This is a genomic window from Halomonas alimentaria (assembly GCF_009902005.1).
Classification (GTDB): domain Bacteria; phylum Pseudomonadota; class Gammaproteobacteria; order Pseudomonadales; family Halomonadaceae; genus Halomonas; species Halomonas alimentaria.
Genome location: NZ_WUTT01000001.1, coordinates 2,749,249 through 2,761,884, shown reverse-complemented (window position 1 = coordinate 2,761,884; position 12,636 = coordinate 2,749,249). Strand labels below are relative to the sequence as shown.

Below are 12,636 nucleotides of genomic sequence, written 5' to 3'. Positions count from 1 at the left end.
TGCCTGGCGTCATAGCTTGACCGCCTGCACGTGCATCCAGTCGAAGTTGCGCGTGCGTCCCAGACTGACCCAGCCCTCCTCTTCCCAGAGGCGCCACCAGGTGTCGTATTCTAACCGGGCCAGCCGTGCCCGGTCGCGTCCCCACTTGAGCTTGTTGTGGGCCGGGTCCCAGTCGATGGCCAGGCCCCAGGCATGGGTCGACCAATGGGTGCCGCCGCGCTTGCGACGCTTGTTGTAGCAGCCGCCATACCGGTGAAGACCCAGTTCCCTGAGGCGTTGCGGCCCGTAGTGGTCATGCGCCCGACTCAGGATGCGAGCCAGGCTGTCGGCTACCAGTTCGTGGCAGCCGATGCCGCTGGGGCAGGTGTTGAGGTCCCAAGCCAGCGCGAGTTTCCAGGGGCAGGGTACTACCGTCAGCGGCGGCTTGCGTGTCGGCGAGCCCAGCGCCTGTTCAAGCTCGGCCTCTCGATACCAGTTATTGGGGTTGGCATCCGTTGGCTGCCGGTCGCGCCAGGGATCTGGCTTGCTGCCGGTTGTCTGCAGCGTGGCCAGAACGCTCGCCGCATACTCGGTCTGGGGACCCCAGAGACCGTCGATGGGGCCGGCCTCGATCTTGCTCAGTTGGCAGGCCAGCTGCAGGCACGCGACGGCGCGTCGTCGGTCGCTCCAGCGCTCTGCCCCGTCGGGCAATTGGCTGGCATGGTTCCTTAACGTGGCATTGATGGCGGCAAGGGTCTTCGGTCCGCGAATGCCGTCGATGCTGCCATTGTAGGTCTTCTGGTCAGAAAGGAACCGTTGGAGGGTACGAACGGCGGTCTTGTTCATGTTTTGGTCTCCTCATCCCGTGATCCTGGCGCACCTGTCAGCATGGCTAGGCGGCTGCCCTTAGTGTAGGCGGCTGATGCCCAGCGCGTTCGGTGGTACTGTTCCCTCATTCGAATGAACTCAGGCTCGGGCGGCGTTAGGCCGCCCGGGGCAACAGGGAACAGCAACGGAGCGGGCCTTGGCTCAACTCGAACATATCCAGGCGCTGGAGAAGCGCCTGTGGAGCGCCGCGGACAACTTGCGCGCCAACTCGAACTACGCCAGCAATGAATACTTCCTGCCGGTGATGGGCCTGGTCTTCCTGCGCCACGCCTACAGCCGCTACCTGGCGGTGAAGGACGATATCCAGGCCAGCCTGCCGTCGCGGGGTGGCAAGACCCGCGAGGTCACCAAAGAGGATTTCTCCCAGCGCAGCGCCATCTACCTGCGCCCGGAGGCGCAGTTCGACCACCTGGTGAGCCTGCCGGACAGCGCCGATCGCGCCCGCGCCATCATCGACGCCATGGAGGCGATCGAGAACGACTACACCTCGCTCAAGGGTGTGCTGCCCAAGAGCGAATACCAGGAGCTCGACAACGAGGTGCTGGGCCAGCTGCTGCGTACCCTCAACCCCGACGAGCTCAAGCGGGTGAAGGGCGACGTCTTCGGCCGCATCTACGAGTACTTCCTCACCCAGTTCGCCGACCAGGGCGCCCACGACGGCGGCGAGTTCTTCACCCCGGTGTCGCTGGTCTCACTGATCGCCCATGTGCTCGACCCAGAACGCGGCACCGTACTGGATCCGGCCTGCGGCTCCGGCGGCATGTTCGTGCAGAGCGCGCGTACCGTGGAGGAGCATGGCGACAACCCTAGCGAGCGGCTCACTTTCCGCGGCCTGGAGAAGAACGCCACCACCGTGCGACTGGCCAAGATGAACCTGGCGGTTCATGGCCTGGAGGGCGATATCCAGCGCGCCATCACCTACTACGAGGACCCCCACGAGCTGGTCGGCAAGGCCGACTACGTGATGGCCAACCCGCCGTTCAACGTCGACGAGATCGACGCCGAAAAGATCAAGGCCGACCCGCGCCTGCCCTTCGGCCTGCCGGGGGTGAACAAGAAGGGTAAGGTCTCCAACGGCAACTACGTCTGGATCAGCTACTTCTACAGTTACCTCAGCGAGCGCGGCAGGGCGGGCTTCGTGATGTCCTCCCAGGCCTCCAGCGCCGGGCGCGACGAGGCGCGGCTGCGCCAGGCGCTGGTGGAGACCGGCGACGTCGACGCCATGATCGGCATCCGCGGCAACTTCTTCTATACGCGCAGCGTGCCCTGCGAGCTGTGGTTCCTGAACCGTGCCAAGCCCGCCGAGCATCGCGACAAGGTGCTGATGATCGATGCCCGCCAGATCTATCGCCAGGTGACGCGCAAGATCTACGACTTCAGCCCCGAACAGCAGCAGAACCTCCAGGCCATCGTCTGGCTCTACCGCGGCGAGACTGAGCGCTACCTGATGCTGGTGGAGGGCTATGGCCGGCGCACCCTGTGTGATGCCGCCGCCTGCTTCGAGCGGCAGGATGAGGAGGGAAGCACCGACGCTCCCTTGGCTGACTTCGACACGACCCTGGATGCCCTGGGCGAGAGCGCCGCACCTTTCCTCGATAGCCTCAACGACGCCTCTCCCTCGCTGGCGCCGCTCGCGGAGGCCCGCGAGGAGCTGGCCCAGGCCCGCCACGCCTTTGCCACCGATGTCGCCGCCTTCCGCGAGACCCTGACCGCCGAGCAGGCAGAATGGCGCGGGCAATCATTGACCAACGGCGCCCTCAAGCAGGCCGTCGACCGCCTGACGCCCCTGGCCGAGGCGAGCCGCGACCTGGTCAGGCAGACGGACCTGCTCTACAAGCTGGCCTGCCGGGTCATCGACAGCTGCGAGCAGGAGTACGCCGCCAAGAAGAGCCGCCTGTGGCCCAGCCGTGAGATCAACCGTGCCCGCAAGGCCGCCGACGCGGCGCGCCATGAGGTGGTCGAGCAGCTCAAGGCCGTGCGCTACGTCTGGAAGCAGGCCCACTGGCTCACCGAGCGCTTCCCGGAGGCGACGCTGCGCGACGTGGAGGGGCTGGTCAAGCTGGTCAGCATCGAGGAGATCGCCGCCAACGACTGGAGCCTGACCCCCGGGCGCTATGTGGGCGTCGCCCCGGAAGAGGAGGACGAGGATTTCGACTTCGAGGAGGCCCTGCGAGGGATCCATGTGGAGCTCGCCGACCTCGATGCCGAGGCGAGCAAGTTGGCCGCGAAGATCCGCCGCAACTTCGAGGAGTTGGGGGTATGACTCATCTCACAGCAACTCTTGATGAGGTTTGCGAGTTCATAGTTGATTGCCTCCATGCGACTGCGCCGACGCAGGAGACAGGTTATCCGCTGATCAGAACACCAAATATTGGAAAGGGAAGGCTTAGTCTAGAAAAAGCGTATCGTGTATCTGATGAAACATATCAGAAATGGACTCGAAGAGCTGTCCCTGAGCCTGGCGACCTGATACTCGCTCGTGAAGCACCGGCAGGGAATATTGCTTTGGTCCAACCGGGACAAGAGGTATGCTTAGGCCAACGGACTGTGCATTTACGTCTAGATAAGAAAAAAGTGGATCCAGCCTTTCTTTGCTATTACCTGCTCTCCCCATCGCAGCAGGCTGCCTTATTGGCTGGTGAAACGGGCGCAACTGCTAAGCATGTAAACATGAAAGATATTCGGCGGTTGCCACTAGTTAACCTTCCCCACCTTGATGTTCAAGTGAAAGTGGGAGAGATGTTGGCGGGTTATGATGATCTGATAGAAAATAATCAGCGCCGTATCCAGCTCCTTGAGGAGTCAGCCCGCCTGCTTTACAAGGAGTGGTTCGTCCATCTCCGCTTTCCCGGCCATGAACACGTCAAGGTCACCAATGGCGTGCCGGAGGGGTGGGAGCCACTTCCGCTTGGGGATTTGATCACTCTTCAGCGTGGTTTTGATCTTCCAGTGTCGAAGCGGGTAGAAGGCGAAGTGCCTATCTATGCTTCAACAGGTATAACGGGGTATCACGCAGAGGCGAAAGTTTCTGGGCCTGGTGTGGTAACCGGGCGCTCCGGATCACTTGGGCATGTGATGTATGTTAGTGATGACTATTGGCCACTGAATACCACGCTTTGGATCAAAGATTTCAAGAAAATTAAGCCGCATTTTGCTCGCCACCTATTGGCTAACCTGCACCTTGAACAGTACAACGGTGGTGCAGCAGTGCCGACTCTGAATCGTAACGATGTGCATCGCATCCAAGCGCTTTTTCCGCCTTCCATGCTGCTTTCGTTATTCGAAGAGCAGGCACTGGACCTCTACCGTCAGGTCGACGTGTTAACCAAGACTAATGAACGCCTTGCCAAGGCCCGCGATCTGCTGCTGCCCAAGCTGATGAGCGGAGAGCTGGCCGCATGAATCGCCAGGCGCTGAATGACCTGCTCGCGCTCGGAGAGGGCTTTACCACCGAGTTCAAGAAGGCCGGCACCTCCGGCCTGGGGCGGGAGATCTGCGCCTTCGCCAACGCCACCGGCGGGGTGATCCTGATCGGCGTCACCGATGCCGGCGAGGTGGTCGGGGTGGCCGACCACAACAAGTTGAAGTCCTACGTGCAGGCCACGGCGCGCTCCGCTGAGCCGCCCATCGCCGTGGAGGTGGAGAGCACCGGCGAGGTGCTGTGCGTGACCGTGCCGGCCCAGCACAGCAAACCCTACTCTTTCGGCGGCAAGTTCTACCTGCGCGAGGGCGCCTCCTCTCAGCAGATGTCGCGCCAGGAGATCCGCGAATTCTTCTACCGCGAGGGGCTGATCCACTTCGACGAGACCCCCTGTGAGCGCTTCTCCCTGGAGGAGGACCTGACCGACGCGGCCTGGGACACCTTCCGGCGCCGGGCGCGCATTCCCGCCGACATGCCGCCGCTTACCGCGCTCAGGAACCTTCACCTGCTCACCGACGACGGCAGGATGACCCACGCCGGCGCCTGGCTGCTGGCCCGCGACATCCAGAAGTTCTCCATCAGCGCCGACGTGGCCTGCGCCCTGTTCATGGGCAGCGACAAGGTGCATATCCTTGACCGCCGCGGCTTCCACGGCGACGTCTACTCGATGATCGACGAAGTCATTGCCTGGCTGCTCTCCAAGCTCAACGTCGCCTACATCATCCAGCACGTGAAGCGCGAGGAGCGCCCCGAGCTGCCCGAGGAGGCGCTGCGCGAGGCGGTGGTCAACGCCCTGGTGCACCGCGACTACCGATCCACCGCCAACGTGCATGTCTACGTGTTCAAGGATCGGGTCGAGGTGGTCAGCCCCGGCGGCCTGCCCGCCGGCATGAGCGAGGCGGACCTGGGCGTCAAGAGCATTCCGCGCAACCCGCTGCTGTTCGGCATGCTGCACCGCATGGAGGCCGTGGAGCATATCGGCTCCGGCATCCGGCGCATCCGCCGGCTGTGCGCCGAGTATGGCGTGGCCGAGCCCGAGATCGAGGTGTCGCCGCACTGGTTCGTGCTGCGTTTTCCGCGGCCGAGTATTGCCGAAGAGGCGGGCCAGGAGCGACTGGGTCCCGATGCTGCGAAAGTCACCCCGGAAGTCACCCCGGAAGTCACCCCGGAAGTCACCCCGGAAGTTCGCCTGTGTGGGGTCTTGGATGGGGAAATGTCGCGGCAGGCGCTTCAGGAGAAGCTTTCCTTGAAGGATGCCGAGTATTTCCGTAAAGCTTATTTAGTGCCTGCCTTGGAAAAGGGGCTGATAGAGATGACTCTGCCCGACAAGCCCCGCAGCAGTAAGCAGCGCTACCGGCTGACCGAGCGCGGTCGCCGCTATCTTGAGGAACACGCCCCGGAGCAGAACGACAAGGATGCGTGATGAGCCCGAGCCCCTACAGCGAAGATACCCTGGTCCAGCAGACCACCGCCGACTATCTGGAACAGCGGCTCGGCTGGCGCTCGGTGCTGGCCTGGAACCAGGAGGACTTCGGGCCGGATAGCCTGCTGGGGCGAAGCTCCGAGCGCGAGGTGGTGCTCACTCGCACGCTGCGCGAGCGACTGGTTCGGCTGAACCCCGGGCTGCCGGCCGAGGCCTATGACGATGCCGTGCGCCAGGTGGTGGCCTCGCCGGTGGCCCAGTCCCTGGCGGCCACCAACCGCGACAAGTACGCTCAGCTGCGCGACGGCGTCTGGGTCACCTTCCGCGACGCCAAGGGCGAGCGCTGCCGCGAGCGCCTGCGGCTCATCGACTTCGACGAGCCGGACAACAACGACTTCCTCTGCGTGCGCGAGCTGTGGGTGCAGGGCGACCTCTACCGCCGCCGTGCCGATATCATCGGCTTCGTCAATGGCCTGCCGCTGCTGTTCATGGAATGCAAGAACATCGGCAAGCACCTGCGTGCTGCCTTCGAGCAGAACTTCTCCAGCTACAAGGGCGAGGTGCCGCACCTCTTCCACCACAATGCCCTGGTGGTGTTCGGCAACGGTGAGAAGGCCAAGCTGGGGTCGCTGACCAGCCGCTGGGAACACTTCACCGACTGGAAGCGCCTGGCCGAGGAGGATCCGGGCTCGGTGGACATGGAAACCCTGCTCAAGGGTGTCTGCGAGCGGCGTAATTTCCTCGACCTGGTCGAGAACTTCATCCTCTTCGACGATTCCACCGGCGAGCCGAAGAAGATCATCGCCCGCAACCACCAGTTCCTGGGCGTCAACCGGGCGTTGCAGGCGGTGCGTGAACGCCGCCAGCGGCAGGGCAAGCTGGGGGTGTTCTGGCACACCCAGGGCTCCGGCAAGAGCTACTCCATGGTGATGTTCACCCGCAAGGTGCACCGCAAGCTGGGCGGCAACTTCACCTTCGTGGTGCTTACCGACCGCGAGGACCTCGATACCCAGATCTACAAGACCTATGCCGGCTGTGGGCTGGTGGACAACGATCGGGACCCCTGCCGTGCCGGCAGCGGCGATCACCTGGAAGCGCTGCTGGGGCAGCACAAGGCCTACCTGTTCTCGCTGATCCAGAAGTTCCGCCCGGAGATGCCGCCCAACCGGCGCGACGACATCATCGTCATCTCCGACGAGGCCCACCGTACCCAGTACGGCAGCCTGGCACTGAACATGCGCAACGCCCTACCGCAGGCCAGCGTGATCGGTTTCACCGGCACGCCGCTGTTCAAGGACGACGAGATCACCCGGCGGATGTTCGGCGACTACGTTTCCACCTATGACTTCCAGCGGGCCGTGGAAGACCAGGCCACGGTGCCGCTTTACTACGACGCCCGCGGCGACAAGCTGGGTGTGGCCATCGGCGATATGAACGAACGCATCGCCGAGCGCCTGGAGCAGTTCGAGACCGACGATGTGGACGTGGAGCAGCGCCTCGAACGGGATCTCAAGCGGGACTATCACATCATCACCGCCGGCAAGCGGCTGGACAGGGTGGCCCAGGATTTCGTCGAGCACTACGCCAACGCCTGGGAGACGGGCAAGGCGATGCTGGTGTGCATCGACAAGATCACCTGCGTGCGCATGCACAAGCTGATCGGCTTCTACTGGGACGCGAAGATCCACGAGCTGGAGAGGTCACTGGCCAGGTGCGCCGATGAGCAGGAGGAGCTGTTCCAGAGTCGGCAGCTCGCCTGGATGCGCGAGACGCGGATGGCCGTGGTGGTCAGTGAGGAGCAGGGCGAGGAGGAGAAGTTTCGCCGCTGGGACCTGGATATCACACCCCACCGACGGTTGATGAAGGAGGGCATGGCGCTCCCCGAATCGATGCGCGAGCTGCCCCAGTTCCGCCACATGCAGCGCATGGCCCTGGATGACGCCTTCAAGGCCGAACAGCACCCGTTTCGTATCGCCATCGTCTGCGCCATGTGGCTGACCGGCTTCGACGTGCCGAGCCTCGCCACCCTCTACCTCGACAAGCCGCTCAAGGCCCACACCCTGATGCAGACCATCGCCCGCGCCAACCGGGTCAGCGAGGGCAAGAACAACGGCCTGATCGTCGACTACTGCGGCATCCTGCGCCATCTGCGCAAAGCACTGGCGACCTTCGCCGGCACCACCGGGAACGGCGACCCGGGGGATGGCCGCGATCCTGCACGCCCAGAGGCAGAGCTGCTGGCCGACCTGGATGAGGCGGTGGCGATGACCAGGACCTTTCTTGAGGAGCGCGAGGCCTCGCTGGCGGCGGTGCAAACCACCAGCGGCTTCGAGCGTAACGCGGCCATCGTCGCTTGCAAGGAGGCGGCCAACCAGAGCGACGAGAGCCGCAAGCGCTTCGAGGTGATGTGCCGCGAGGTGTTCAAGAAGTTCAAGGCCTGCCTGAACGCCAAAGGCGTCAACGCCCGCCGTGCCGACCGGGATGCCATCGATATCGTCTACAAGAGCCTGCAACAGGACCGCGAGCAGGCTGATATCTCGCATATCATCCGCGAGCTGCATGGCGTGGTGGATGAAGCCATCGAGGTTCGCGAGCCGAACGATCGCGTGCGTGAAGCCGGCGTCTACGATATCAGCGCCATCGACTTCGAGCGCCTCAAGAAGGAGTTCGAAAGGCACAAGCAGCAGCGCACCCTGGTGCAGGAGTTGAGCCAGGTGGTCGAGCAGAAGCTGCAGCGTCTGCTGCTGCAGAATCCGCTGCGTACCGACTTCCAGAACCACTACGAGAAGCTGGTGGCCGACTACAACCGCGAGAAGGATCGCGCGACTGTCGAGCAAACCTTCGAGGGACTGCTGGATACGCTGTCTGAACTGGATGAAGAAGCGGCCCGGGCCAAGCGGGAGGGGCTGGATGAAGAGTCGCTGGCGATCTTCGATCTGCTGCGCAAGCCGGAGCTCAGCGGCGCCGAGATTCGCCGCATCAAGCGGGTGTCGGTGGAACTGCTGGAGAACCTGAAGGTAAGGATCACCGAGATCGACCATTGGCAGGAGCGCGAGTCCAGCCGCGATTCGGTTCAGATCATCATCCGCGACTTCCTGTGGGACGACCGCACCGGTTTGCCGGTGGACCATTACAGCGAGGAAGAGGTGCTGGAGAAGACAGGCGAGGTCTTCCGGCACGTGATGCGGGCTTACCCGCGTGTACCCTCGCCGGTCTACTCAGGGCAGGCGTTGCACTGAGCCACGTTCGACATGGGTATGTGCCCGTTACAGCGACGCCGCCTCCGGCCAGGGCCGTGGCGGCGCGTGATCAGTGGTGGGTACGCTCTACAGCGTCATGAAGGGCTGGGGCTCGCCGTCGCGGAACTGGTAGACGTTCCATGCCTCCTGCTTGGGCCCTGGCATCCCGGGAGTGCCGATGGGCATGCCTGCAAGGCCGATGCCATCGGTGTCAGGGCGCTCCTCGAAGAGCCTCTCCAGCGCCTCCATGGGCACGTGCCCCTCGATGACATACTCGCCCATCTCGATGGTGTGGCAGGAGCCCAGGCCATAGGGCAGGCCGGCGTCCTGCTTGACCTTGCCCAGCTCGACATCATCGACGATGGTCACCTCGACGCCATGCTCCTCGAGATGGCGGGCGTACTCGTCGCAGCAGCCGCACTGCGGGTTCTTGTAGAGGGTCGCCTCGGCGGGCAGGGCGGCGTGGGCGGTACCGGCACCCAGCAACAGCGACGCGGAGAAGAGCAGGGAGGAAGGGGTTCGTTTCATATGAGGGTTCTCCTGAGTGGCGAAAGGCGTCCGGGGCTTGCCGGTCATGCGACGGCCGGCCTTATGGATGCCCCATTGTGCACCGTGCGTCTTCCGGTCGTATATGATCCAGCGCAAGTGACGCTGCGGCGACCGATCGGCGCCTGATGGCAAGCAGCCGGGGGCAAGGCGCGTCATCATGAGGCTAGTGGGGATGACGCGACTGGCGGTTACCATGAGCTTAAAACCTATGGGTTACCCCATGGTCAAGGGCTGCCTGTCACTAATCACGGATGGATCAGTCGCTGTCGGCGGGATGTTGCGGCAGCGCTTCCACCAGGCCCAGCGCCACGCACAGACGCACCAGCTCGGCCAGGTTGGCGGCACCCAGCGCCTTCATGGCGCGCAGCCGGTAGACTTCCACTGTCTTGGGGCTGATCCCGAGATGGTCGGCCACCTCGCGGCTGGTCAGGCCCCGGGCAACGTGGACCAGGATCTGGCGCTCCTTGGGGCGCAGCGCCGCATAGCGTTCACGCAGTGCCTCCAGGCGGGCGAGGGCCTGGCGCGCCTGCTGGTGGGCCAGCAGGGCCTGCTGCACGGTATCGATCAGCTGCTGGTGGTTGAAGGGCTTCTCGAGGAAATCGCGGGCCCCGGCCTTGAGGGCGGCGACGGCCATGGGCACGTCGCCGTGGCCGGTCATGAAGACGACCGGCGGGGTGTTCTCCCGCTCGGCGAGGCGCTGCTGCACCTGGAGGCCCGAGAGACCGGGCATGCGCACGTCCAGCAGCACCGTGTCGAAGCCGGCAGGGTCGGCGGCCAGGAAGGCCTCGCCATCGGCGAAGGGGCGGCTGGCGATGCCCACGGAATCCAGCAGCCAGGCCAGGGAGTCACGCAGGGCCTCATCGTCGTCGACGATGGCGATGCAGGGTGGAGCTGTGTCGGTCATGGGCGCGTCATGGCGTCGGCGTGGGAGGGTTCGGCGAGCAGTGTAGCGGCAAAGGTGGCGCCGCCGGAACCATCCGGCGAGAGCAGGCGCAGGTTGCCGCCCATGGCCTCCATCAGCGAGCGGCTGATGGCCAGGCCCATGCCCAGGCCCTCGGCCCGGCCCGAATGGAAGGGGGCGAAGATGCTCTCTGCCTGGTCGACCGGTACCCCGGGGCCCTGGTCGTTGACCGTCAGGGTCACCTCGCGGCGCCCACTGCGCCGGGCCCTGATTTCGACCCGCCCGGCGCGGGGCTGCTCGCGACACGCCTCCAGGGCGTTGAGCAGCAGGTTGACCAGTACCTGTTCCAGCGCCACCGGGTCGGCGACCACCCGTGGCAATGGGTCCGCGAGGATCAGTTCGAGGTCGACCCGGGCTTGCTGGTACTGCCATTCACAGAGCCGGCAGGCGGCGTCCACCACCTCGGCCAGCGTCACGGGGCGCGACCGGACCTGTCCCTTGCGCACGAAACTGCGGATATGGCGCAGGCGCTCCGCGAGGCGCTCTACCTGTGCCTGGATCCGCTCGAGAGGCAGGCGCAATGCCTCGGCGGGCTGGCCTGCATCGAGCTTGAGCAGGGCGCCGCTGGCGTAGTTGGCGATGGTGCCCAGTGGCTGGTTGAGCTCGTGGGCGATATTGGAGGCCAGCTCGCCGGTGGTCGCCAGCCGATTGGCATGGGCGATCTGCGCCTGATGCTGGCGCGCCTGCTCCTCGGCGGCCTGGCGCAGGCGGATATCGCGATTGAGCAACGACACATGGCCAGGCTCGGAGCCGGGCCCCGAGTGCGCCATGACCACACTGAGTACCGGTACCGGCCCCTCGGGGCCGCGCATCTCCAGCTCCCCGCTCCAGGAGCCGTAGCGGGCCACGGCAGGCAACACGATATCGCGCAGGTCGGTCAGTGAGCCCTCGACGTAGGCATCGGCCAGGTGCGCGGTACCGCCCGTGCGCGGCAGCTGCAGGAGGTGGCGTGCGGCCTGGTTGGCGTAGAAGAGCCGCTCGTCGTCATCCATGAACAGCACGAACTCGGTGGTCGACTCCACCACCCGCGCCAGGCGCTCGCGGTTGGCCTCGGCATGGATGCGGCGGCCCACGTCCCGGGAGACGCAGAGGATGTCGAGCAGTTCGCCGCTCTGCGGGTCGCGCCGGGTGCGGCTGGTGGTCTCGAACCAGACGTAGTGGCCGTCCCGGGCGCGGAAGCGGTAGGTCTGCTGGTAGAAGCCATCGTGGTAGTAGACCCGCGGCGACTTGTTGAGCAGGTCGGCCAGGTCGGCGGGGTGGAAGAGGTCGTAGGCGGAGACCCCGATCAGCTCATCCGGCTCATAGCCGAGCAGGTCGCGGGCGGCGCGGGAGGCGTACAGGAAGGTGCCATCCCGGGCATGGCGCGAGATCAGGTCGGTGCTGCTCTCGGCCAGCCACTGGTAGTGGTCGCGCTGCGCCGCGAGGGCGCGGTTGTGCTCCTCCAGCTCGGCACAACGCGCCTCCAGGTCGGCCAGGCGGGTGGTGTCGCCTTGCCTGGTCATCAGCGCGCCGGGTCGACCAGGCCGCCCAGCGAGGCATTGCGCCGGAACCAGCCGGCGATGCTGGCGCGGGGCAGGCGGGTGGGGAGCACCTCATGGGGTACCGTCTCGGAGAGGAAGCAGGCGAAGTTGCCGGCCGCCGGTCGGACTCGAGCCACCTCGCGCTCGGGGTCGTCGGCAGCGAATATCAGCATCTCGCCGCCGCCATCCTCGGGCCAGTCGGGGTTGAGGTAGCCCACCGTGGAGATCACCCGGTTGGCGCGGCCACGGAAGCTGTCGAGATGCTTGCGATAGAAGGCCCCGGGCGGATAGTGGGCGAAGTGCGCCTCGTACTCGAAGAGCCCCAGGAACAGCGCCTGGTTGAGCGCATGCTGCAGCTCGCCCATGGCGGCCAGGTAGCGCCGCTGGGCCTGACTCTCGCGGTCGAGCCAGTGGATGGCGTCACCGCGGATGTCGCGGCGCAGGGCGTGCTCGTTGCCGCGGCCGATACCGGCCGCGGCCAGGGCATCGCGCTTGGCGCGGTCGCAGAGCTCGGCATGCAGGGCGGCGCAGACTCCGGCATCGAGTACCCCTTCGCCCAGGTACCAGCCCTGTTCCACCAGGGCGTCGATCAGGTGGGGCAGGGTCGCGGGGGACAGCACGGGAGGGGCATTCGGCGTGGCAATCTGCATTCGGCG

At 65.1% G+C, this 12,636-nt stretch carries 9 protein-coding genes; 4 read left to right on the top strand and 5 right to left on the bottom strand.

Translation table 11 applies throughout. The features are described 5' to 3' along the window. Positions 1–9 precede the first annotated feature (9 nt). Positions 10–825, bottom strand: coding sequence for a M15 family metallopeptidase domain-containing protein (locus GRB96_RS13050; RefSeq protein WP_161432545.1), 816 nt, complete (start codon positions 823–825; stop codon positions 10–12). A gap of 178 nt (positions 826–1,003) precedes the next feature. Between GRB96_RS13050 and GRB96_RS13045 the strand changes: the two genes are divergently transcribed. The 4 genes from GRB96_RS13045 to GRB96_RS13030 are packed head-to-tail and all read left to right on the top strand — an operon-like array spanning position 1,004 to position 8,950. Further along, positions 1,004–3,130, top strand: a complete 2,127-nt coding sequence (locus tag GRB96_RS13045) for a class I SAM-dependent DNA methyltransferase (RefSeq protein ID WP_161432544.1) — start codon at positions 1,004–1,006, stop codon at positions 3,128–3,130. Then, positions 3,127–4,269, top strand: a complete 1,143-nt coding sequence (locus GRB96_RS13040) for a restriction endonuclease subunit S (RefSeq protein WP_161432543.1) — start codon at positions 3,127–3,129, stop codon at positions 4,267–4,269. Before GRB96_RS13045 ends, GRB96_RS13040 begins: the two co-directional genes overlap by 4 nt. Next, positions 4,266–5,711 (top strand): Fic family protein, encoded by a 1,446-nt coding sequence (locus GRB96_RS13035; RefSeq protein WP_161432542.1) that lies wholly within the window; start codon positions 4,266–4,268, stop codon positions 5,709–5,711. Before GRB96_RS13040 ends, GRB96_RS13035 begins: the two co-directional genes overlap by 4 nt. After that, positions 5,711–8,950: a type I restriction endonuclease subunit R gene (locus GRB96_RS13030; protein ID WP_161432541.1), complete on the top strand. Its 3,240-nt coding sequence runs from the start codon at positions 5,711–5,713 to the stop codon at positions 8,948–8,950. The genes GRB96_RS13035 and GRB96_RS13030 overlap by 1 nt, the downstream gene beginning before the upstream one ends. A gap of 87 nt (positions 8,951–9,037) precedes the next feature. Here the strand turns inward: GRB96_RS13030 and GRB96_RS13025 are convergent, their stop codons facing one another. From GRB96_RS13025 to GRB96_RS13010, 4 genes are all read right to left on the bottom strand, one after another. Further along, positions 9,038–9,478, bottom strand: a complete 441-nt coding sequence (locus GRB96_RS13025) for a DUF411 domain-containing protein (protein ID WP_161432540.1) — start codon at positions 9,476–9,478, stop codon at positions 9,038–9,040. A 277-nt stretch (positions 9,479–9,755) separates the two neighbouring features. Next, a complete protein-coding gene (locus GRB96_RS13020) occupies positions 9,756–10,403 on the bottom strand; it encodes a response regulator transcription factor (protein ID WP_161432539.1) in 648 nt (215 codons plus the stop codon). Further along, on the bottom strand, positions 10,400–11,962 hold the full coding sequence (locus GRB96_RS13015) for a PAS domain-containing sensor histidine kinase (protein ID WP_161432538.1): 1,563 nt from the start codon (positions 11,960–11,962) through the stop codon (positions 10,400–10,402). The genes GRB96_RS13020 and GRB96_RS13015 overlap by 4 nt, the downstream gene beginning before the upstream one ends. Next, positions 11,962–12,630: a 2OG-Fe(II) oxygenase gene (locus GRB96_RS13010; RefSeq protein WP_161432537.1), complete on the bottom strand. Its 669-nt coding sequence runs from the start codon at positions 12,628–12,630 to the stop codon at positions 11,962–11,964. Before GRB96_RS13010 ends, GRB96_RS13015 begins: the two co-directional genes overlap by 1 nt. Positions 12,631–12,636 lie beyond the last annotated feature (6 nt).